Source organism: Dryocola clanedunensis, assembly GCF_038405435.1.
GTDB classification, from domain to species: domain Bacteria; phylum Pseudomonadota; class Gammaproteobacteria; order Enterobacterales; family Enterobacteriaceae; genus Dryocola; species Dryocola clanedunensis_A.
Genome location: NZ_JBBYHZ010000003.1, coordinates 349,084 through 371,936 on the forward strand (window position 1 = coordinate 349,084; position 22,853 = coordinate 371,936).

A 22,853-nucleotide genomic window follows, 5' to 3' on the forward strand; every position below is an offset into this window, starting at 1 on the left:
ATTGAGTTTTACTGTTTATATACTGAGAAGAGAACCAGGCGAAACGCCGGTGACGATAAATCAGTAAAACAGGGGGCAAGGGATGTTGCTTAATAAATTGCACGGTTTCAGAGCGTCGGCCATTGGCTATTGCCTGGCGCTCAGTATGGCTCCGCTGTTTACAGGGCAGGCGCAGGCGGAAGAACCCGCCGTTGTGCCATCAGACAGCTCCGCTGTCACAGCAGAGCAGCCAACCGCGCTTGACGAGCCGTTAGCGCAGTCGACCGCGACCGCGACGATGGCAGGCACCATGCCGCTTAATTCCGCCTCAATGTCAGCGGCGCAAAGCCGTTCACAGCTGATCGCTCAGCTACCTTCCGGCTATACGCCCGTTTATCTCAACGCACTTTCCGCGTTCTATGCCGCTCGCGACATGAAGCCGATGTGGGAGAACCGCGACGCCGTGCATGCTTTTCAGCAGCAGCTGGCTGAGCTCGCTATCGCGGGTATTCAGCCACAGTTCACGACGTGGGTTGAGCTGCTCACCGACCCGTCTGTGACCGGTATGGCTCGCGATGTTGTGCTGTCTGACGCCATGATGGGCTACCTGCAGTTCGTGTCGGGCATTCCGACCGAAGGTAACCGTTGGTTATACAGTGCGACCCCGTACAAGATGCAGACGGCACCGCTGTCCGTCATAAACCAGTGGCAGGTCGCTATCGATCAGGGCACGCTGGTGAGCTTTATTGCTACCCTGGCCCCTCAGCATCCGCAGTATGCCCATATGCACGACTCGCTGGTTCATCTGCTTGGTGATACGCGTCCGTGGCCGCAGCTGAACGGGAAAGAGACCCTGCGTCCGGGGCAGTGGAGCAATGACGTTCCCGCTCTGCGTGAAATCCTCGCCCGTAGCGGCATGATGCAGGCCGAGCCCGCTATTCCACTGCCGGGCGACGACAGCACCAATACCCAGACATCTGCTGCGGTAAGCCCTTCCGCCATTGCGGTTGAAGGTGATGGTAATGCGCAGGGTGTACCTGCCGTCTCTGCCGGACCGAAAAAGAAATCAGCTACTGCCGTGCGCAGCGCCTACAGCCGTGAACTGGTAGAGGGCGTGAAGCGCTTCCAGAAATGGCAGGGATTAGGCGCGGATGGAGCTATCGGCCAGCTCACCCGCGACTGGCTCAACGTGACGCCGCAGCAGCGTGCGTCTCTGGTTGCTCTCAATATTCAGCGTCTGCGCCTGCTGCCGAATAAGCTTGATACCGGCATCATGGTAAACATTCCTAACTACTCGCTTGTCTACTACCTGAACGGCAGCGAAGTGCTGGCTTCCCGTGTGATTGTCGGGCGTCCGGATCGTAAAACGCCGATGATGAGCAGCGCGTTAAACAACGTGGTGGTCAACCCACCATGGAACGTGCCGAATACGCTTGCCCGCAATGACATTCTGCCGAAGGTTCGCCAGGACCCAGGCTATCTCGACCGCCACGGTTACAGCGTGCTGCGCGGCTGGAGCAATAACGCGGAGGCCATTGACCCGTACCGCGTTGACTGGCAGACCATCACACCGGGCAATCTGCCGTTCCGCTTCCAGCAGAAGCCGGGCGCCCATAACTCGTTAGGGCTTTATAAGTTCAATATGCCGAGTTCCGACGCCATCTACCTGCACGATACGCCGAACCATACGCTGTTCCAGAAAGATGCCCGCGCGCTTAGCTCCGGCTGTGTCCGCGTCAATAAGGCATCGGAACTGGCTAACATGCTGCTGCAGGATGCGGGCTGGAATGACGCAAGGATTTCCAGCCAGCTGAAAGAGGGAAATACGCGCTACGTGAACATTCGTCAGAAGATCCCGGTCAACCTCTACTATTTAACCGCTTTTGTGGGTGAAGACGGTCGTACACAGTATCGAACAGATATTTACAATTACGATCTCACCGCGCGATCTGGTGCACAAATCCTCACAAAAGCCGGTCAGCTCATCAGGTAAATGCAGTAATACTAATGAATTAGTTGTCGGAAGAGTGGTAATACTCAGTCGGGCCCTCTGCAGGGCCCGGTTTTCCTGGGTTTTGCTGTGCCTTGACTCCCCGTTCTTTGGCAGTTAAGGTGCGTGGCAGTGCGCCCAAAGTGCATATTATTCGACCGTTATTGACCTGTAGACCTGGATATCATGGACAAATTTGACGCTAATCGCCGCAAGCTGCTGGCGTTAGGCAGCGTAGCCCTCGGCGCCGCGCTGTTACCAACGCAGGCGTTTGCAACCCTCTCGACACCGCGCCCGCGCATTTTAACACTCAACAATCTCCATACCGGTGAGTCGCTAAAAGCCGAGTTCTTCGATGGCAGAGGCTATATTCAGGATGAATTAGCTCGACTTAATCACTTCTTCCGCGACTATCGCGCGAATAAAATTAAGTCCATCGATCCCAAATTATTCGACCAGCTCTATCGCCTGCAGGGCCTGCTGGGCACCAATAAGCCCGTTCAGCTTGTCTCCGGCTACCGCTCCTTAGATACCAACAATGAGCTGCGCGCCCACAGCCGCGGTGTGGCAAAAAAAAGCTATCACACCAAAGGCCAGGCCATGGATTTCCATATTGAAGGGATTTCGTTAAGCAATGTACGCAAAGCAGCATTATCTATGCGCGCAGGTGGTGTAGGATACTACCCGCGAAGCAACTTTGTGCATATTGATACCGGGCCGCTAAGGCACTGGTAAAACTACGGAATCCGGCGGTAGTAGCCGGTAATGGAGCAGCATGAATTATCACATTATTCCGGTCACCGCTTTTGCTCAGAACTGTTCTTTGCTGTGGTGTGAAGAAACCCTTCAGGCGGCGCTGGTGGATCCGGGCGGCCAGGCAGACAAAATTAAGCAGGAAGTTGCGGATAAAGGTGTGACCGTCAGCCAGATCCTGCTAACCCACGGACATCTGGATCATGTGGGCGCTGCGGCCGAACTGGCTGAGCATTATGGCGTGCCGATTGTCGGGCCGGAAAAAACCGACGAATTCTGGCTGCAGGGATTGCCCGCACAGAGCCGGATGTTTGGCCTGGACGAATGCCTGCCGCTGACGCCGGACCGCTGGCTGAACGAAGGGAATACCGTATCGGTTGGTAATATTACTCTTCAGGTATTGCATTGCCCTGGCCACACGCCGGGCCACATCGTCTTCTTTGATGATAAAGCGAGCCTGCTGATTTCAGGTGATGTGATTTTCAAAGGTGGAGTAGGGCGTAGCGACTTCCCGCAGGGGGATCATGCGGCGCTGATCGACTCGATCAAACGCAAGCTCCTGCCGCTGGGGGATGACGTAACCTTTATCCCCGGCCACGGCCCGCTTTCAACGCTCGGCTATGAGCGCCTGCATAACCCTTTTTTGCAGGATGAATTACCGGTCTGGTAAAACAAAAAGAAGTACGGTGGATAAGCGCAGGCGCCATCCACCGTTGACTATCGATGTGCCGGATGACGCTACGCTTATCCGACCTACGAGGAAATATGAGAGCCGCAAAAGCGGCTCTTTTTTATGCCCTGCTTACAGTACGGCAACGATGGCTTCGCACAGCGGCGCCATGTTGTCCGGGGTCATCCCCGCCACGTTAACGCGACCGGAAGCCACGGCGTAAACGCCAAACTCTTCACGCAGACGCAGCACCTGCTCTTTCGTCAGACCGCTGAACGAGAACATGCCGTTCTGGTTGATGATAAAGCTGAAGTCGCGGTTCGCGCCTTTCTCCTGCAGGGTATTCACAAACAGCTGGCGCATGCGGTGAATACGCTGACGCATATCGGTCAGCTCTTGTTCCCAGATGGCGCGCAGCGCGTCATTACTCAGGATTGTTGCTACTACAGAAGCACCGTGCGCCGGTGGGTTAGAGTAGTTTGCGCGAATAACAGACTTCATCTGGCTGAACGCACGGTCTACGGTGTCCGCATCAGCGGCAACCAGAGTACAGGCGCCGACGCGCTCGTTGTAGAGGCCGAAGTTCTTGGAGTAGGAGCTGGCGACAATCAGTTCTTGATGCGTTGCCGCGAAAACGCGCAGGCCTTCAGCATCTTCTTCCAGACCACGGGCAAAGCCCTGGTAGGCGAAGTCAAACAGCGGCAGCCAGCCTTTTTCCTGTGACATATTAGCGAGCGTCTGCCACTGCTCAAGCGTAGGATCGATACCGGTTGGGTTATGGCAGCAGCCATGGAACAGCACCACGTCACCTGCCTGCGCAGCTTGCAGACTGTTCACCAGTCCGTCAAAGTCCAGCGAGTGATTTTCTGCATCATAGTAAGCGTATTCGACAACTTCCAGACCGGCGGAATTAAACACGCTTTTGTGGTTTGGCCAGCTTGGGTTGCTTACCCAGACGCGTTTTGCTGAGGTGTTCTTCGCAAGGAAATCAGCCGCCACGCGCAGTGCGCCAGTGCCGCCGGGGGTTTGCGCCGTGCGGGCACGCTTAGCTTCGCTGATTGCATTACCTTTGCCAAACAGCAGTTCCTGGGTGCAGCGGCCAAACTCCGGGATACCGTCAATACCAAGGTAGTTTTTGGTATTTTCATTTTCCAGCAGATAGGCTTCGGCTTTTTTAACGCTGGTCAACACCGGCGTTTTGCCGGTTTCATCCTTATAAACCCCAATGCCGAGGTTAATTTTGGTTGGGCGGTCGTCGGCACGAAACAGGTCGGCCAAACCAAGAATTGGATCGGCTGGGGCAGCGGTAATGTTCTCAAACATGACGAGGTTCCATTGTGATTTCGAAGGGACAAACGTACTCAGGTTAACTGCTGTTTTCACAATTGCCAACCGTTTGCTACAAAAAGAAACTACCCACTTCACAACTTGGTTCTTTTCACTTAGCAGGCATAAAAAAACAGGGCCTAAGCCCTGTTTTTCTTATATTCAGCAAACAAGTTGTCGAATAATTAGAACTGGTAAACGATACCCACTGCGGTGGTGTCATCAGAACCCACGCCCAGTTTGTTGTCGCCATCGATCTGGTTGATGATGTAATCAGCATAGACCGACATGTTCTTGTTGAAGTAGTAAGTCGCGCCAACTTCAACGTAGTTGATGAAGTCTTCGCTGCCTACGCCTTCAACATCTTTCGCTTTAGATTTGTAATAAGCGATAGATGGACGCAGACCGAAATCGAACTGGTACTGCGCAACCATGGAGAAATCTTGAGTTTTGTTAGCATAGCCGCCGTCGATAACGGTAGCGTTACGGGTTTCGCCGTACAGGGCTGCCAGGTAGATGTTGTTAGCATCATATTTCAGGCCGGTTGCCCACTGCTCAGCTTTATCACCGGTACCACGAGCCAGAGCCTGCTGTGCGTTGGTACGGTCTGCTGCGCCGTAACCACCAACGATGCCGAAGCCTTCGAAGTCATAGCTTAAAGAAGTCGCCCAGCCGTCGCCGTTTGAACGAGTTGGGATACCAGCACGCTCGTTTTTACCCAGGTACTGAACGCCGAAGTTCAGGCCGTCAACCAGACCGAAGAAGTCGGTGTTACGGTAAGTCGCCAGACCGCCGGTACGGCCAGAGAAGAAGTTGTCGCTGCCGCTGGTGTCGCCACCGAATTCTGGCAGCATATCGGTTACGCCGATTGCATCGTATACCAGACCGTAGTTACGACCGTAGTCGAATGAGCCAGCGTCACCAAACTTCAGACCAGCAAATGCCAGACGAGTTTTGTTACCAGCCTGCGCGTCGGCGCCTTCAGAGTTGTTACCCTGGAAGTTGTATTCCCACTGACCGTAACCAGTCAGCTGATCGTTGATCTGAGTTTCGCCTTTAAAACCAAGACGAGCGTAAGTTTTGTCGCCGTTACCCGCGTATGCGTTATCGCCGTTATCTTTGGAGAAATAGTGCAGACCTACTGCTTTCCCGTATAAATCAACTTTGTTGCCGTCTTTGTTATAGATTTCTGCAGCGTTTGCTGCACCGGCTACCAGCAGAGCAGGGATAACCACTGCCAGAATGTTGCGCTTCATCATTATTTATTACCCTCATTGGTTTTTTTGTGACACCTGCCACTGCCGTCAATAATTCTTTACGGAACCATTGATGAGAGTTTGGTGTCTTTCTGTATCTGTCAGGCATCTTTCCATTCATGAAACCGTTTCGCTAGCCTGAAAGTGCTACAAATATCGTAACTGAGTTACAAAAAGAAAATATGTGTAACTAAATGTTTATTTTACGGAACTTTGTGAACTAACTCATATTTCCGCTTCGTTTGCTGAGTTAAATCGCTTTCCTTTGCATATATATATGAATTACTTATGTTTAATTTGCATAATCCAGAAAAAGAACGCTATTTCACATTTTTTTAGCATTTCTGAGCATGAATTTTGGATGTCCAGACATCTGTGCATCTTTTGCACAATTATGCTAAGCAAGTGGTTTCGGCGAAAATCATCACCTTTGTTACGGTTATTTTGTGAGCGAGTGTGTCATAGACACAGTTGGTAACGTTGAAGATCGCGGAGGGGGTTGAAATTGACATTTGTTTAACTTCTGTTGAAGAAAAACAAGTTTCGGGCGGCGGTTAAAAAAAAAGGCCAGCAAAGCTGGCCTTAGAAATAGAAGAAAAAAATCAGAACTGGGCGTTACGCGGCGTGCGTGGGAATGGAATAACATCGCGAACGTTTTGTACGCCGGTGACATAGGCAATCAGGCGTTCGAAACCAAGCCCGAAACCGGAGTGTGGCACGGTGCCGTAACGACGCAGATCGCGGTACCACCAGTAGTCTTCTTTATTCAGACCCATCTCAGCCATGCGGGCGTCAAGCACGTCCAGACGCTCTTCACGCTGGGAACCACCGATGATTTCACCGATGCCCGGCGCAAGCACGTCCATGGCCGCAACGGTTTTACCGTCTTCATTAAGGCGCATATAGAACGCCTTGATATCTTTTGGATAGTTTTTCACGACCACCGGAGCCTTAAAGTGCTGCTCTGCCAGGTAGCGCTCATGCTCGGAGGAGAGATCTACGCCCCAGTAAACCGGGTTTTCGAACTTCTGGCCGCACTTCTCAAGGATGGCAACTGCGTCGGTGTAATCCACCTGCGCGAAGTCGGCGCTGATGAAGCGTTGCAGACGATCGACGGCATCTTTATCCACGCGCTCGGCGAAGAATTCCATGTCGTCCATGCGCTCGTCCAGCACCGCCTTGAAGACATACTTCAGCATGGCTTCAGCCAGGCCGGCCACATCGTCAAGATTTGCGAACGCCACTTCCGGCTCCAGCATCCAGAACTCGGCCAGATGGCGGCTGGTGTTGGAGTTTTCAGCACGGAAGGTTGGGCCGAAGGTGTAAACCTTAGAAAGCGCACAGGCGTAAGTTTCGCCGTTCAGCTGACCGGACACGGTCAGGAAGGCTTCTTTGCCGAAGAAGTCTTTATCGAAATCAACTTTGCCCGCATCGGTACGCGGCAGGTTTTCCATATCGAGCGTGGAAACGCGGAACATCTCACCGGCGCCTTCGGTATCAGAAGCGGTGATCAGCGGGGTGGAAACCCAGAAATAACCGTTTTCGTGGAAGAAGCGGTGCAGCGCCTGCGCAAGAGTATGACGAACGCGGGCAACAGCGCCAATCATGTTGGTGCGCGGGCGCAGGTGGGCTACTTCACGCAGGTATTCAATGCTGTGGCGTTTGGCCGCCATTGGGTAGGTGTCCGGATCGTCAACCCAGCCGGTCACTTCAACCTGAGTAGCCTGAATTTCAAAGCTCTGGCCCTGACCAAGAGATTCAACTACTTTACCGGTGACCACTACGGAACAGCCGGTCGTCAGGCGCAGAACGTCTTCATTGTAATTAGGCAGAGAATTATTGATGACGGCCTGTACAGGAGAGAAGCAGGAACCGTCGTAGACGGCGAGGAAGGAAATACCAGCTTTTGAATCTCTTCGGGTACGCACCCACCCGCGCACGGTGACTTCACTGTCAACGGCAACGCGGCCCTGGAGTACGTCGGCTACAGGCACAACGCTCATAGTTTTCTCTCTATTAAATGGTCAATGACAAAAATAAGTTACCCACAATTGGGGGATATCTATGTTACCTGTCACGCGCCATCAGACAAGCAGAAATCGCACTGCGCATGAAGAAATAAAGGAAAGCGGGGCAACTCACGGGCCGTAATGATATGGCCCATGAGTATTATTTGAATCAGCTGGCTTTTTTGACCAGCGGTAAATCGAAGGCTTTGCGCAGGGCGCGGACGAAGGCTTTATCGTGACAGATGGTTTTTCCCGGGCTGTCAGACAGCTTGGCAACGGGTTTGCCATTGCACTCCACCAGCTTGATAACAATATTCAGCGGTTTGACCTGCGGGATATCGCAGGTCAGGCGCGTGCCAATGCCGAAGCTCAGATTCACGCGGGCGGCGAAATGCTTATAAAGTTCGACCGCTTTCGTTAAGTCCAGATTATCTGAGAAGACCAGCACTTTACTCATCGGGTCAATGCCCAGCTTTTCATAGTGGGCGATGGCTTTTTCACCCCACTCAACCGGATCCCCGGAATCGTGGCGCAGGCCCTGGTAGCGGGTGGCGAAGGCCAGGTCAAAGTCGCGCAGGAAAGCATCCATCGTGATGCAGTCGGTTAGGGCGATGCCTAATCGATCGGGATATTCTTCCAGCCAGGCCTCAAGCGCCGCGCGCTGGCTGTTTGCCAGAACCGGGCTGATCTGCTGGTGGGCCTGGAACCATTCATGCGCCTGGGTACCCATCGGGGTCAGGTTCAGGCGGCGAGCCAGATCGTAGTTGCTGGTGCCGATAAACCATGGCTCCTGCTGCAGCCGACCTGCAATCGCCTCCTGCACTTCTCGCGAGAAGCGGCGACGCGTGCCGAAATCCATCAGGCGGAATGCAGACATATCGATGTCCGCTGTCAGCTCGTTGAACTGTGCCAGTTTGTTTTCAAGATGATCGAGGGCCATCTGCGTCGTGACAACAGGAGAGCGATGCTGATGCACCACTTCGCTGATGACGGCCAGCAGGGGCACTTCCCACATGATGACCTCACGCCAGGGTCCGCTCAGACGAATGTCGAGATGACCACCGTTATTGGTGATGACAACCTGGGAAGGGTCATAGCGGAAATCACGTAGCCAGGCGAGGTAGTCTGCTTTAAAGAAGGGCAGCCCCTCAAGCCAGGTAAACTCCTCGTCGCTGAGCGCGAGGTGTTGCATGTGGTCAACCTGTTGACGGATAGCGTCTGCATAGATACCCAGCAGATCGTCACCGCGGCAGCGAAACTCGGCCGCCACGCTCACGTCATGATATCGGTGAAACACCGCCTGCTGCATATGAAGCTTGTAGGCGTCAGTATCCAGAAGCGTTTGCAAAATCGGGGAAGCGTATCGTGTCATGGCGCGTTGCAGCATCCTCTCACAGGAGCGTTTCCATCATGGGGTAAATGCAGATAAAGACGCAGGAGTATACCCTGATTATCTGTTTATTAAAGCCAGATCACAACACAAGGCTCGTTTCGGGTCGAGGGCATTTCGTGCCGCATGTTATAAAGTTGTAGCATAAAAGCTCATAACCCCTTGAAATAAAAAAGCACATATCACGCAATCAAACCTTTTGAGGCTTTGATGAAGCCCATAAAGAGAGCCGTATGTTTATGCGGCAATTACACCTTAGCCCGTATCCGGAGGGTACCTTATAGCCCTTCGGGTCCGTCCAGTAGGGCTTGTTAATGGACATGGGATAAAGGAAAAGGGAATCCGGGTTAGTTTTTAGCCGTTACTCCGTAAGGGCAGTTTTGCAATAAACAGTGCGGCCTTTTACTGCACTTCGTGATTAATGGGTCCTGATTGCCGGGACAATCCGTATTTGTTTTAAATGACTCCCAGAGTTGCATTGTGAAAGGGAAAGCGTGGATGAATTCAATTTCGGTTATCCTGTCGTTGACAATAACTCCGAAGGGGCTGGTGGCAACAATATTTCCTTCCCGCAAAAAGTAATCGCCCCGATACCATAAAATGAGCCTGAGATTACTGCTTGATATCTGAGCAAATGAAGTCCCTGTTTTTGGGCATGCAAGAGTATGATTAATCTTCCATTCCATCAAATTAACTTCTCCAAAATAATTAATAATATCAATCCCTTTACCCCATGCCATTGACAGTAACACCTGACATATATGTTTCCATGGTTATTTAAAAATATTTCTATTGCTTACTAAACTTTTGTTTTCTGAAGAAAGCTTACAAACCAGGGGCATTATTTATGCAGCGTTTTCTTGTGCCTTAAATTAAATCTAAACAGAAATTATAATAATTAAAAATTAGCGACAAAGTTGGGTGGTTTACACGCTGATTAAATATTGGGCATCAATAACGATTTATTTCATGAGCGAGAATGGATCATGGGGTTAAATATTGACTGGCGCAGCCGTTAAGATTTACCAGCGGCAATCAAAATCGGTCGCATTCGTTAACCGCTACTTTTTTGCGCTGGTTAAAACCTGGGCTGGCTGCCCATCGCGAAGATTATTGTGAAGTAAATGGGCACATCCGGAGCGAGCGTCCTGTTCAACGTTAGTCTTAGGGCTTATTCTAAGGATCTTCCCTGATAACGTATTTGCCACAGACGATGTATAAGGTTTTTTATGACACAACAGCCACAAGCCAAATACCGCCACGACTACCGTGCGCCGGATTACACGATTAGCGACATCGATTTGACCTTTGACCTGGATGCCACAAAAACCCTGGTCACCGCCATCAGCAAAGTCAGCCGCCAGGGCGCTGCGGACGCTGCCTTACGCCTCGACGGCGGCGATCTGACGCTGGTCAGTATTCACGTCAACGGCCAGGCCTGGGAAAATTATCGTCTGGAAGAGAGCACGCTGGTGCTTGAACAGCTGCCAGAGACCTTCACGCTGACTATCGTCAATGAAATCAGCCCGGCGACGAATACCGCGCTGGAAGGGCTGTATCAGTCCGGCGAAGCGCTTTGCACCCAGTGTGAGGCAGAAGGCTTCCGCCATATTACCTGGTATCTGGACCGCCCGGACGTGCTCGCGCGCTTCACTACCAAACTGATTGCAGATAAAACCAAATATCCTTTCCTGCTTTCCAACGGTAACCGCGTTGCCGAAGGCGAGCTGGAAAATGGCCGTCACTGGGTACAGTGGCAGGATCCGTTCCCGAAACCTTGCTACCTGTTCGCGCTGGTAGCCGGCGACTTCGACGTGCTGCGCGACAGCTTCAAAACCCGGTCCGGCCGTGACGTTGCGCTGGAGCTGTTTGTCGACCGTGGCAACCTGGAACGCGCCAGCTGGGCAATGACCTCGCTGAAAGCCTCCATGAAGTGGGACGAAACCCGCTTTGGCCTCGAGTATGACCTCGACATCTATATGATTGTCGCCGTCGACTTCTTCAACATGGGCGCCATGGAGAACAAAGGCCTCAACGTCTTTAACTCCAAATACGTGCTGGCCCGCGCTGAAACCGCAACGGATAAAGACTATCTCGATATCGAACGCGTTATCGGTCACGAATATTTCCACAACTGGACCGGCAACCGCGTAACCTGCCGCGACTGGTTCCAGCTGAGCCTGAAAGAGGGCCTGACCGTGTTCCGCGATCAGGAGTTCAGCTCCGATCTGGGTTCACGCGCGGTTAACCGCATCCAGAACGTCCGCACCATGCGCGCGCTGCAGTTTGCCGAAGACGCAAGCCCGATGGCGCACCCGATTCGTCCGGACAAAGTCATTGAAATGAACAACTTCTACACCCTGACGGTGTATGAGAAAGGTTCAGAAGTGATCCGTATGCTGCACACGCTGCTGGGTGAAGAAAACTTCCAGAAAGGCATGCAGCTGTACTTTGAGCGCCACGACGGCAGCGCTGCGACCTGCGATGATTTCGTACAGGCGATGGAAGATGCTTCCAACGTTGACCTGTCCCACTTCCGCCGCTGGTACAGCCAGGCGGGCACGCCGGTTGTTTCCGTGCGTGACGACTACAATCCGGAAACCGAGCAGTACACCCTGACCATCAGCCAGATGACGCCGCCAACGGCTGAGCAGCAGGAAAAACAGCCGCTGCACATTCCGTTCGACATCGAACTGTATGACAACGAAGGCAAAGTCATTCCGCTACAGAAGGGCGGGCACCCCGTTCACCACGTGCTGAACGTGACGCAGGCTGAACAAACGTTTGTCTTTGATAACGTTTACTTCCAGCCGGTACCTTCGCTGCTGCGTGAATTTTCAGCGCCGGTTAAGCTGGAATATAAATGGAGCGACCAGCAGCTGACGTTCCTGATGCGCCACGCGCGCAATGATTTCTCCCGCTGGGACGCGGCGCAAAGCCTGCTGGCAACCTATATCAAGATCAACGTCAACCGCAGCCAGCAGAAACAGCCGCTGTCGCTGCCGCTGCACGTAGCGGATGCGTTCCGCGCCATTCTGCTTGATGAGAAGATCGATCCGGCGCTGGCGGCAGAAATTCTGACGCTGCCGTCCCAGAACGAAATCGCCGAGCTGTTCCAGAAAATCGACCCAATTGCCATCGCGGAAGTGTACGAAGCCCTGACCCGCACGCTGGCGAGCGAGCTGGCGGACGAGTTCCTGGCGATTTATAACGCCAACAGGCTGGATGCGTATCGCGTTGAGCATGCTGATATTGGCAAACGCGCCCTGCGCAACACCTGCCTGCGCTTCCTGGCCTACGGTGAGACAGAGCTGGCCGAGCAGCTGGTACGCGCCCACTATGAAACGGCTGATAACATGACTGACGCCATCGCGGCGCTTTCCGCAGCGTCGGCCGCCCAGCTACCATGTCGTGAAGAGCTGATGGCGCAGTATGACGAGAAGTGGCACCAGGACGGACTGGTGATGGACAAGTGGTTCGTGCTGCAGGCGACCAGCCCGGCGGCAAATACGCTGGCGAAAGTGCGCGAGCTGCTTAATCACCGTTCATTCAGCCTCGGCAACCCGAACCGCATCCGTTCCCTGATTGGCGCGTTTGCGGCGGGCAACCCGGCGGCGTTCCATGCGGTCGATGGCAGCGGCTATCAGTTTATGGTGGAGATGCTCAGCGAGCTGAACCGCCGTAACCCACAGGTGGCTTCTCGCCTGATCGAACCGCTGATCCGTCTGAACCGTTACGATGCAAAACGTCAGGAGATGATGCGTGCGGCGCTTGAGCAGCTGAAAGGCCTGGATAATTTGTCCGGCGATCTGTTCGAGAAAATCAGCAAGGCGCTGGCGTAATAGCCACTGGAAGGGAGATGACGCTTATCCACCCTACGTTCCGAATTACGTAGGTCGGGTAAGCGTAGCGTCACCCGACAATAAGCTAACCGGTGCGCACCGCGCGCGCCGGTTCTTCTGTTTTTCGCTGCATGACCCGGTCCAGCACCTGCGACTCCAGCTCCGCCAGCCTCACCGATCCCAGACGGCGCGGCCTCGGCAAATCCACCGTTAAATCCAGGCCAATCCTGCCATCCTCAATCAACAGCACCCGGTCGGCCATTGCCACGGCTTCGCTGACGTCGTGCGTTACCAGCAGCACGGTAAAGCCGTGTTCCTGCCACAGCGAAACGATCAGCTCCTGCATCTCAATGCGCGTCAGGGCATCAAGCGCGCCAAGCGGCTCGTCCAGCAGCAGCAGGCCGGGGCGATGGATTAACGCTCGCGCCAGAGCAACCCGCTGCTTTTGACCTCCTGAAAGTGCGGCCGGCCACTCTTCAGCCCGGCTTTCCAGCCCGACAGCTTCAAGCGCGCGAAACGCCGCATCTCGCCAGTTTCCCTTCAGGCCCAGGCCGACGTTATCGATCACTGATTTCCACGGCAGCAGGCGGGCGTCCTGGAACATCATGCGAGTATCGTCCTGGCTTTCACGCAGGGGGGCGTTGCCCGCCAGCAGCGATCCGGCATTCGGGTTTTCAAGCCCCGCCAGCAGCCGCAGCAGCGTGCTTTTGCCGCCGCCGCTGCGTCCGACGACCGCAACAAACTGCCCGGCAGGAATATGCAATGCCAGCTCGTTCAGGATTGTTTTATCGCCGTAGCGTTTGGTCACGCCGTCGAGCAGCAAAGGCGTACCCTGATTAATGCGTGCGGTATTCATATGCTTTCCTCTTTGATCTGGTAGGCCGGATGCCAGCGCAGCCAGACGCGTTCCAGCAGCTGTGCGCTGACGTCAGCCAGTTTGCCGAGCAGGGCGTAAAGAATAATGGCAACCACCACCACGTCGGTTTGCAGGAATTCACGGGCGTTCATCGCCAGGTAGCCAATGCCGGAGTTCGCAGAGATCGTTTCCGCCACTATCAGCGTCAGCCACATCAGGCCGAGGGCGAAGCGCACCCCAACCATGATCGAGGGCAGGGCGCCGGGCAGGATCACCTGGGCGAACAGGCTAAACCCGGAAAGACCGTAGCTGCGGGCCATCTCCAGCAGTCCTTGATCAATATTTCTGATGCCGTGCCAGGTGTTGATGTAAATCGGGAACAGCGTGCCGAGCGCCACGAGGAAGATCTTCGCGCTTTCGTCGATCCCGAACCACAGGATCACCAGCGGGATCAGCGCCAGGTGCGGCACGTTACGCAGCATCTGAATTAACGTATCCAGCAGGCGTTCGCCCCAGCGGGACAGGCCGCTGATGAGGCCCAGGATCAGGCCTAAGGATCCGCCGATGCTGAAGCCGATGGCGGCGCGCCACGAACTTATCGCCAGGTGCTGCCACAGCTCGCCGCTCGAAGACAGGCTCCAGAACGCAATCACCACGCCCTCCGGTGAGGGCAGGATGCGTGTAGACAGCCAGCCGGTCACGGACGCCAGCTGCCAGACAGCCACAATCACCACCGGCAGCGCCCATGGGGCAAGCCGATGCAAGAGTTTACGGGTGCTGTTGGTCATGGGAGCTCCTTAGCTCTGCGCCACTTTGCGGGGAATAAAGTCGTTGGCGACGACTTCACCTTTCTCGCGGTGCTGGCGCGGCTGCGGGATCTCGGGAATAGCGACATCCAGGTGGGGGAAAAGCAGTTCGCCCACGCGATACGCCTCCTCAAGATGCGGATAGCCGGAGAAGATAAAGCTATCGATGCCCAGCGCGGCGTACTCGTTGATACGGGCGGCAACGGTGGGCCCATCGCCTACCAGCGCCGTTCCGGCACCGCCACGAACCAGGCCAACCCCCGCCCACAGATTAGGGCTGATTTCAAGTTTGTCGCGCTTGCCGCCGTGAAGGGCTGCCATACGATGCTGGCCGACCGAGTCGGTACGCGCAAACGCAGCCTGGGCTTTGGCGATGGTGGCATCATCGAGCTGGGAGATCAGGCGGTCTGCGGCCTGCCAGGCTTCTTCATTGGTTTCACGCACAATCACGTGCAGGCGGATCCCGAACCGCACCGTGCGGCCAAGCGCGGCGGCTTTGGCGCGCACCTGCTCGATTTTCTCTTTCACCAGATGCGGCGGCTCGCCCCATGTCAGGTAAAGATCAACCTGTTCTGCCGCCAGATCCTGTGCCACATCCGACGAACCGCCGAAGTAAAGCGGCGGGCGCGGCTGCTGCACCGGCGGGAAGAGCAGCTTCGCTCCTTTGACCTGAATGTGTTTACCTTCGTAATCGACCGTTTCGCCTTCCAGCACGCGACGCCAGACGTGGGTAAACTCCGCCGAGGCCTCGTAACGTTCGGTATGGTCAAGGAACACACCGTCGCCAGCAAGCTCCTCCGGATCGCTTCCCGTGACCAGGTTAAACAGCGCGCGGCCGTTGGAAAGCCTGTCCAGGGTCGCTGCCTGGCGGGCTGCAACCGTAGGGGAAACTACGCTCGGGCGCAGCGCCACAAGGAACTTCAGCCGCTGGGTGACGGGGATCATGGAGGCGGCCACGAGCCAGGCATCTTCACACGAGCGGCCCGTCGGGATCAGCACGCCGGTAAAACCAATTCTGTCCGCCGCCTGGGCTATCTGCTGTAAGTAGCCGTGGTCGGTGGCGCGGGCGGCATCGTTGCTGCCTAAATAGTGCCCGTCGCCGTGGGTAGGTAAGAACCAGAAGAGGTTGAGGCTCATGATTTATCTCCTTTTGCGGTGCCGGTCGGCTGCCAGATGCGGGTGCGAATATCGACTTTTTTCGGCACTAAGTGGTTGTCGTAGAAAAGATCGGCGGTCTTCTGCTGCTTTTCTGCGGTCTCTGCGCTGACCGGCGTGATGTCGGTCGGCGGACGATGGTCAAAATAGGTGGCGATCACCGGCTCCGGCAGGCCCATGGTTCTGGCAAGTAAGGTCACGCTTTCGGCGCGCTGCGTTCGGGTCAGATCGTCGGCGTCGCTGAACGTTTTCAGCACGCCCTGCAGAAACTCTCCGTTCTTTTCGGCGTAAGGACGCGAAGCAAGATAGAACGATCCTGTCTGATTAAGTTCGCTGCCGTCCGTCAGAACCCGCACGCCGCCGTTCAGCAGCGCAGCAGAGTAGTAGGGGTCCCAGATAGCCCAGGCATCAACATTACCCTGCTGGAACGCGGCGCGGGCGTCGGCAGGAGACAGATAAGCAGGCTGGATATCGGTAAATTTAAGCCCGGCTTTCTGCAGGGCGCGCAGGACCAGGTTGTGCGAACTGGAACCTTTCTGGAAGGCAACTTTATGCCCTTTAAGATCGCCAACGGTTTTCAGCGGGCTGTTCTCCGGAACCAGAATCACTTCGGCTTTCGGCTTGGCGGGTTCGGAACCTACGTACACTAAATCCGCCCCGGCGGCCTGGGCAAAGATCGGCGGAATATCCCCGGTGCTGCCCAAATCGACGCTGCCCACGTTCAGGGCCTCCAGCAGCTGCGGTCCCGCCGGAAACTCGATCCACGAAAATTTCGTTTGCGGGTAACGCTGCTCCAGAAACTGATGGCTTTTCGCCAGTACCATGCTGACCGACCCTTTCTGATAGCCGATACGCAGCTGGTCGGGCGCTGACGGCGCGGCGCTGACCGTTCCGCTCAGGCTGAGCAAGCCAGCGAAGGCTAACCAGGGGGCATTTCGTTTGAGCAGGTTAAACATAGGCGGCTCCTTGCTGAATAAAAGGTGAGGCGACAGAGAAGTCCCTGCGGTGCAGGGCCTGCCAGAAGGTTTCCAGCGCCGTATCCAGCCGCTGTTGCAGATTCGGGGTAAAAGCGGGCTTGTGCTGGTAGTCGGCGATCTGGCTGTCGTCGGCAAAGACGCCGTGCAGGATCTCCTGAGCCTTCAGCGCGTTGAGCACGGGTTTCAGAGCGTAATCCACCGCCAGCATATGGGCGACGGTGCCGCCGGTAGCCAGCGGCAGGACTATTTTCTTCTCCAGCGCACGTTCAGGCAGCAGGTCGAGCAGCGTTTTTAACGCTCCGGCAAAGGAAGCCTTATAGACGGGGGTAGCAATGATCAGGCCGTCCGCGCCCTCCAGCTGTTCAACCAGCGTTTTCAGGGCCGGGCTGTCAAAGCGGGCATAGAGAAGATCTTCCGGCGCAAAATTTTGCAGATGCCAGTGGCACACCTCTATATCAAGCGCGCTGAGTTTTTCACGAGCGTATTCCAGCAGCGCGCTGGAGCGGGACGGAAAGCGAGGGCTTCCGGCGAGAGTAATCACACGCATCTTAGCTCCTTATAACCTTTTGTTTGCTTACTGTTAACTTTGATAACAATTGGAAGGATAGTGGCAGAGGCGCGTTATTCATTTAAATGATTAATCTGGTTAACAATTGCTAAAAAACGCATAAGAAGAGGAGGGAAGAGAAAACGATTGCGTGGATTCGGGCTTTTTTGTTGCAGGTCAATTCCATTCACCGCCGTAATCGATAATAATACGGCCCCGGTTTGCACACCGGAATCCAGGAGAGTTCATGTACTACCCCTTCGTTCGTAAAGCCCTATTCACGCTCGACCCAGAGCGCGCTCATGAAGTGACATTTCAGCAATTACGTCGTGTAACAGGTACGCCGCTTGAATGGCTGGTGCGTCAAAACGTGCCGTCTAAGCCGGTAACCTGCATGGGGCTGACTTTCAAGAACCCGCTTGGTTTAGCCGCGGGTCTGGATAAAAACGGGGAGTGCATTGACGCCTTTGGCGCGATGGGCTTTGGTTCCATTGAGATTGGTACCGTTACGCCTCGTCCGCAGCCCGGCAATGACAAGCCGCGCATCTTTCGTCTGGTAGAAGCCGAGGGGCTTATTAACCGCATGGGCTTTAATAACCTGGGCGTTGATAACCTGGTCGAGAACGTTAAAAAGGCCCACTTCGACGGCGTGCTCGGGATCAATATCGGTAAGAATAAAGACACTCCGGTGGAGCAGGGGAAAGATGATTATTTGATCTGCATGGATAAAATTTATCCGTATGCCGGTTATATTGCGATCAATATCTCTTCTCCGAATACTCCGGGATTACGTTCGCTGCAATACGGCGAAGCGTTAGACGATCTTCTTGGCGCGATCAAAATTAAGCAGCAGGCGCTCCAGGAATTGCATCATAAATATGTTCCGATCGCCGTTAAGATCGCTCCGGATCTTTCTGAGGAAGAATTGATCCAGGTAGCCGACAGTCTGGTTCGCCATAATATCGATGGGGTCATTGCGACCAACACAACTTTAGACCGCAGCCTTGTGCTGGGCATGAAGCATTGTGACGAAACGGGAGGCCTGAGCGGTCGTCCGGTGCAGCTTAAAAGTACAGAAATTATTCGACGTCTGTCGCAAGAATTAAATGGTCGTTTACCCATTATTGGCGTCGGCGGTATTGATTCGGTGATTGCCGCGCGTGAAAAAATGGCGGCAGGTGCCTCACTTATTCAGATTTATTCCGGTTTCATATTTAAAGGCCCACCGCTGATTAAAGAAATCCTTAAGCACCTGTAAGGCATTTACGGACAACCAGGGCTTTATTTTCAGCCCTGGTTGTTTTATATTCCGTGGGTGTTGCTTAATTATACATATTAGTCTTTTATTATAGGGCTGTTAATCAGGCGGCGATAAGGATGTTTTAAGTTTGCGGAAAAGACAAAAGGGTAAGTCATTATGCGGATAAAACCGGACGATAACTGGCGTTGGTATTTCGATGAAGAGCACGATCGTATGATGCTCGATTTGGCCAATGGTATGATTTTCCGCTCTCGTTTCCCGCGCAAGATGTTAACCCCGGATGCATTTGAAAATGCAGGCTTTTGCGTTGATGACGCGGCGCTGTTTTTCTCCTTTGATGAGAAATGTCGCGACCTGGATGTCAGCAAAGAGCAGCGCGCCGAACTGGTCTTAAATGCGCTGGTGGCGATTCGCTACCTTAAACCACAGATGCCAAAAAGCTGGCACTTTGTCTCCCATGGAGAGTGCTGGCAGCCGTTACCCGGCGATGCAGCCTGCGTCTGGATGAGCGAAGATATGCAGCAGGTGAATCTGTTGGTCGTGGAAACTGGCGATAACGCCGCGCTGTGTCTGCTGGCCCAGCCAGGTCTACAGCTTGCCGGGCGTACCATGCAGCTTGGCGATGCTATAAAAGTAATGAATGACAGACTAAGACCGCTGCCGTCCGGCAACAGCCTCAGTCTCGATCAGGCCGTTTAAATCTTTTCCAGCTTCACGTCTCCAGCCGGTACGCAGCTACAGCATAGAATAGTGCCGTCTTCCCCGGTGGCCGTTTTCTTCAGCGCCTGAACTTCCCCTTCGACTAAGCGAATCCGACAGCTCCCGCAGATGCCTGCCCGGCAGGAATAGGGAATGCGAATGCCCTGTTTTTCGAGCTGCTCGAGCAAAATCTGCTGGTTATTGCCGCTGAAGCTTTGCCCCTGCCAGCCAATTGTCACCCTGCTTTCCTGCTGCTCGACCGGTTCACTCTCTTCGTCTACCGCGCCTGGCCCATAAACCCTGGCCGGCTTGCTTGCCAGCACTTCCAGCTCATCGCCGACGCGAATAACTCCGCTGCTGCGGGCGATGAGATTCAGGCCGAAATCAACGTCGCCATTGTCCTGGGCGGTGCGGAAACTTTGCAGCGTCCTGAGCGGTTCGCCGCTCGGATGCCTGCGGCCGCGCTCCGGGCTTACGGTGGTAAAAATGCAGCGGCTGCACGGCTTTGCAACGTCGAAGGTTACGCCACCGATGCGCACGATCTGCCAGCTATCTTCGGCCCACGCCTCGGCACCGGTGACGACTAAATTTGGTCGGAACTGGATCATTTTGACGCTGGCCGGGCAGCGATTCTGCAGGTCGCGCAGCGAAGCTTCACTGGTTAACAGGAAGGGGAAGCCATCGGCAAAAGAGAGCGGGACCTCTTCGAAACGTTTTACACGGCGCGTTGGCTCTTCGCCCACCCAACGCAGCTGTACCGGGCGTGAGAAAAAGCCGCTGAGCCAGCTGTTAATTTCTTCCGGGGCGATAAGCGCGGTGAAATGATTGCCCCACACTTCCGTTGCGGCAGGAGTAGGCAGGAAGTCAGCAAAGCGGATCGCCGCCGAGCTGCCGTCCGGCGCGCTGATGTACAGCCCGTCATGCTGAATTGCCGGCGTAAACAGCACCATTTGCGGATACTGACGCGCCGTAATAAAGGTGCCATCCGGTTCGGTGATCATAAAGATACGGTCAAAGGCCAGGCCGCTGGTGGCCAGCTGCGCGTGGGATAAAGCCAGCCCACGCATGGATTTAACCGGATGAATATAGAGTTGGGATAAGCTAATCACGAAAGCCTCCATGCGGGGATCTACAATAAAGAAGGGCAACTTTATGACATGCGGTGCGGATTAGCTATAATGCGCCACTATTTTCTTTTTCTGACCAATAAGTGACGATATGAATTCTCTGTTTGCCAGTACGGCGCGTGGGCTCGAAGAGCTGTTAAAAACTGAACTGGAAGGCCTCGGCGCGCAGGGCTGCCAGGTAGTTCAGGGCGGCGTACATTACCAGGGTGACGATCGTCTGGTCTACCAGAGCCTGATGTGGAGCCGCCTGGCGTCCCGCATCCTGCTGCCGCTGAGCGAATGTAAGGTCTACAGCGACCTGGATTTATACCTGGGCGTGCAGGTGATCGACTGGCCAGCTATTTTTGGCCCGGACGCGACTTTTGCCGTCCACTTCAGCGGCCTGAACGAAACTATTCGTAACAGCCAGTACGGCGCGCTAAAGGTAAAAGATGCGATCGTTGACTCCTTTACCCGTAAAAATTTGCCGCGCCCGAACGTCGACCGCGAGCAGCCGGATCTGCGAATCAACGTCTGGCTGAATAAAGACACTGCCAGCATCGCGCTGGATTTAAGCGGCGAAGGCCTGCACCAGCGCGGCTACCGTGACGCCACCGGTGCGGCGCCTATAAAAGAAACGCTGGCTTCGGCCATCGTGATGCGTTCTGGCTGGGTGCAGGGCACCCCGCTGCTGGACCCTATGTGCGGTTCCGGCACGCTGCTGATTGAAGCAGCGATGATAGCCACCGACCGTGCGCCGGGCCTGCACCGTAAACACTGGGGCTTCCTGGGCTGGGCAAAACACGACGTTGAGCTGTGGAAAGAGGTGACTACCGAAGCCCAGGTCCGCGCTCGCAAAGGTCTTGGCGACTACGCCTCTCGCTTCTTTGGATCTGATAATGATTCCCGCGTCATTGAGCGCGCTCGCGCAAACGCCCGCCGTGCCGGGCTTGCCGATCTCATTAGTTTTGAAGTCAAAGACGTTGCCAAACTGACTAATCCGCTGCCGGAAGGCCCTACGGGAACCGTAGTCAGCAACCCGCCGTACGGCGAGCGCCTGGACAGCGAACCTGCGCTGATTGCGCTGCATAGCCTGCTGGGCCGCAACATGAAGGCACACTTTGGCGGCTGGAACCTCTCTTTGTTCAGCGCATCCCCGGAGCTGCTGAGCTGCCTCCAGCTGCGAGCTGACCGCCAGTTCAAGGCGAAAAATGGCCCGCTGGACTGCGTGCAGAAAAACTATCAGCTGGCCGAGAACACCTCCGGCGCGGTTAGCAGCGGTCTGGCAGAAGACTACGCCAACCGCCTGCGCAAAAACATTAAGAAGCTCGATAAGTGGGCGCGCCAGGAAGGCATAGAATGCTATCGCGTTTATGATGCGGATTTGCCAGACTACAACGTCGCCGTAGACCGCTATGGCGACTGGGTTGTGGTTCAGGAATATGCGCCGCCTAAAACTGTAGATGCCAATAAAGCTCGCCAGCGTCTGTTTGACGTTATTGCGGCTACTCTGTCCGTGCTGGAACTGCCCTCTAACCGTCTGATCCTCAAAACTCGCGAACGCCAGAAAGGCAAGAGCCAGTATCAGAAAATGGGCGAGAAGGGCGACTTCATGGAAGTCGGTGAATACAACGCGCGTCTGTGGGTCAACCTCACGGATTACCTGGATACCGGTCTGTTCCTGGATCACCGTATTGCCCGCCATATGCTGGGCAAAATGAGCAAGGGCAAAGACTTCCTCAATCTGTTTGCCTATACCGGCAGCGCCACGGTGCATGCGGGTCTGGGCGGGGCGAAAACCACAACCACGGTGGATATGTCGCGTACGTATCTCGAGTGGGCTGAACGCAACCTGCGCCTTAACGGGCTGACCGGTCGCGATCACCGCCTGATTCAGGCCGACTGCCTGGGCTGGCTTGCTGAAACCGACGAACAGTTCGACCTGATCTTTATCGATCCGCCGACGTTCTCTAACTCAAAACGCATGGAAGAGTCTTTTGACGTGCAGCGCGATCACATCGACCTGATGCGCGATCTCAAGCGCCTGCTGCGTCGCGGGGGCACTGTCATGTTCTCCAACAATAAACGTGGCTTCAAAATGGACTTTGACGGGCTTGCAAAACTGGGTCTGGAAGCGCAGGAAATTACACAGAAAACCCTGTCGCAGGACTTCGCCCGTAATCGCCAGATTCATAACTGCTGGCTTGTTACCCATCAGGCCAAGGATTAAT

Annotated in this window: 18 protein-coding genes; 7 read left to right on the forward strand and 11 right to left on the reverse strand. The window is 54.8% G+C overall.

Going from position 1 to position 22,853, the window contains the following annotated elements; translation table 11 throughout:
- The first annotated feature begins 82 nt into the window (after positions 1-82).
- The 3 genes from ldtD (at position 83) to AAE045_RS09225 (ending at position 3,392) form a co-directional block, all read left to right on the forward strand.
- Positions 83-1,972, forward strand: a complete 1,890-nt coding sequence (gene ldtD, locus AAE045_RS09215) for a L,D-transpeptidase (protein WP_455547449.1) — start codon at positions 83-85, stop codon at positions 1,970-1,972.
- Between the two features lie 183 nt (positions 1,973-2,155).
- A complete protein-coding gene (locus AAE045_RS09220) occupies positions 2,156-2,704 on the forward strand; it encodes a YcbK family protein (protein WP_202302637.1) in 549 nt (182 codons plus the stop codon).
- 40 nt (positions 2,705-2,744) lie between these two features.
- The gene (locus AAE045_RS09225; RefSeq protein ID WP_455547450.1) at positions 2,745-3,392 is read left to right on the forward strand and encodes an MBL fold metallo-hydrolase; all 648 of its coding nucleotides are present in this window, start codon (positions 2,745-2,747) and stop codon (positions 3,390-3,392) included.
- A gap of 132 nt (positions 3,393-3,524) precedes the next feature.
- Here AAE045_RS09225 and AAE045_RS09230 read toward each other — a convergent pair whose 3' ends face one another.
- The 5 genes from AAE045_RS09230 to AAE045_RS09250 all read right to left on the reverse strand — a co-directional run bounded on the left by AAE045_RS09230 (position 3,525) and on the right by AAE045_RS09250 (position 10,113).
- Entirely contained in the window at positions 3,525-4,715 is a 1,191-nt protein-coding gene (locus AAE045_RS09230) for an amino acid aminotransferase (RefSeq protein WP_455547451.1), read from the reverse strand.
- A gap of 188 nt (positions 4,716-4,903) precedes the next feature.
- A complete protein-coding gene (ompF, locus tag AAE045_RS09235; RefSeq protein WP_455547452.1) occupies positions 4,904-5,977 on the reverse strand; it encodes a porin OmpF in 1,074 nt (357 codons plus the stop codon).
- A gap of 599 nt (positions 5,978-6,576) precedes the next feature.
- Positions 6,577-7,977 carry an asparagine--tRNA ligase gene (gene asnS, locus AAE045_RS09240; RefSeq protein WP_455547453.1) on the reverse strand — a complete coding sequence of 467 codons (1,401 nt, stop codon included), beginning with the start codon at positions 7,975-7,977 and terminating at the stop codon, positions 6,577-6,579.
- Positions 7,978-8,152: 175 nt separating this feature from the next.
- A complete protein-coding gene (pncB, locus tag AAE045_RS09245; RefSeq protein WP_455547454.1) occupies positions 8,153-9,355 on the reverse strand; it encodes a nicotinate phosphoribosyltransferase in 1,203 nt (400 codons plus the stop codon).
- Positions 9,356-9,720: 365 nt separating this feature from the next.
- Positions 9,721-10,113, reverse strand: coding sequence for an anti-adapter protein IraM (locus AAE045_RS09250; protein ID WP_455547455.1), 393 nt, complete (start codon positions 10,111-10,113; stop codon positions 9,721-9,723).
- Between the two features lie 489 nt (positions 10,114-10,602).
- Here AAE045_RS09250 and pepN point away from each other — a divergent pair, with 489 nt between their 5' ends.
- Positions 10,603-13,215 carry an aminopeptidase N gene (gene pepN / locus AAE045_RS09255; RefSeq protein ID WP_455547456.1) on the forward strand — a complete coding sequence of 871 codons (2,613 nt, stop codon included), beginning with the start codon at positions 10,603-10,605 and terminating at the stop codon, positions 13,213-13,215.
- Between the two features lie 85 nt (positions 13,216-13,300).
- Here the strand turns inward: pepN and ssuB are convergent, their stop codons facing one another.
- The 5 genes from ssuB to ssuE are packed head-to-tail and all read right to left on the reverse strand — an operon-like array spanning position 13,301 to position 17,556.
- Positions 13,301-14,071: an aliphatic sulfonates ABC transporter ATP-binding protein gene (gene ssuB / locus AAE045_RS09260; protein ID WP_455547457.1), complete on the reverse strand. Its 771-nt coding sequence runs from the start codon at positions 14,069-14,071 to the stop codon at positions 13,301-13,303.
- Positions 14,068-14,859 carry an aliphatic sulfonate ABC transporter permease SsuC gene (gene ssuC, locus AAE045_RS09265; RefSeq protein ID WP_455547458.1) on the reverse strand — a complete coding sequence of 264 codons (792 nt, stop codon included), beginning with the start codon at positions 14,857-14,859 and terminating at the stop codon, positions 14,068-14,070. The genes ssuB and ssuC overlap by 4 nt, the downstream gene beginning before the upstream one ends.
- 9 nt (positions 14,860-14,868) lie before the next feature.
- A complete protein-coding gene (ssuD, locus tag AAE045_RS09270) occupies positions 14,869-16,014 on the reverse strand; it encodes an FMNH2-dependent alkanesulfonate monooxygenase (RefSeq protein ID WP_455547459.1) in 1,146 nt (381 codons plus the stop codon).
- Positions 16,011-16,988, reverse strand: a complete 978-nt coding sequence (locus AAE045_RS09275) for an aliphatic sulfonate ABC transporter substrate-binding protein (protein WP_455547460.1) — start codon at positions 16,986-16,988, stop codon at positions 16,011-16,013. The genes ssuD and AAE045_RS09275 overlap by 4 nt, the downstream gene beginning before the upstream one ends.
- Positions 16,981-17,556, reverse strand: a complete 576-nt coding sequence (gene ssuE / locus AAE045_RS09280) for an NAD(P)H-dependent FMN reductase (RefSeq protein WP_455427621.1) — start codon at positions 17,554-17,556, stop codon at positions 16,981-16,983. The genes AAE045_RS09275 and ssuE overlap by 8 nt, the downstream gene beginning before the upstream one ends.
- A gap of 247 nt (positions 17,557-17,803) precedes the next feature.
- On the opposite strand from ssuE, the gene pyrD reads away from it, so the two are divergent.
- Together pyrD and AAE045_RS09290 are read left to right on the forward strand one after the other, a co-directional pair.
- Positions 17,804-18,814, forward strand: a complete 1,011-nt coding sequence (gene pyrD / locus AAE045_RS09285) for a quinone-dependent dihydroorotate dehydrogenase (protein ID WP_455547461.1) — start codon at positions 17,804-17,806, stop codon at positions 18,812-18,814.
- A 159-nt stretch (positions 18,815-18,973) separates the two neighbouring features.
- Positions 18,974-19,516: a cell division protein ZapC gene (locus tag AAE045_RS09290; RefSeq protein WP_455547462.1), complete on the forward strand. Its 543-nt coding sequence runs from the start codon at positions 18,974-18,976 to the stop codon at positions 19,514-19,516.
- Here the strand turns inward: AAE045_RS09290 and AAE045_RS09295 are convergent.
- On the reverse strand, positions 19,513-20,583 hold the full coding sequence (locus AAE045_RS09295; protein ID WP_455547669.1) for a YcbX family protein: 1,071 nt from the start codon (positions 20,581-20,583) through the stop codon (positions 19,513-19,515). The two genes, AAE045_RS09290 and AAE045_RS09295, sit on opposite strands and share 4 nt — an antisense overlap.
- A gap of 151 nt (positions 20,584-20,734) precedes the next feature.
- Between AAE045_RS09295 and rlmKL the strand changes: the two genes are divergently transcribed.
- Complete coding sequence (gene rlmKL, locus AAE045_RS09300) at positions 20,735-22,852, forward strand: bifunctional 23S rRNA (guanine(2069)-N(7))-methyltransferase RlmK/23S rRNA (guanine(2445)-N(2))-methyltransferase RlmL (protein WP_455547463.1); 2,118 nt, start codon at positions 20,735-20,737, stop codon at positions 22,850-22,852.
- Position 22,853 lies beyond the last annotated feature (1 nt).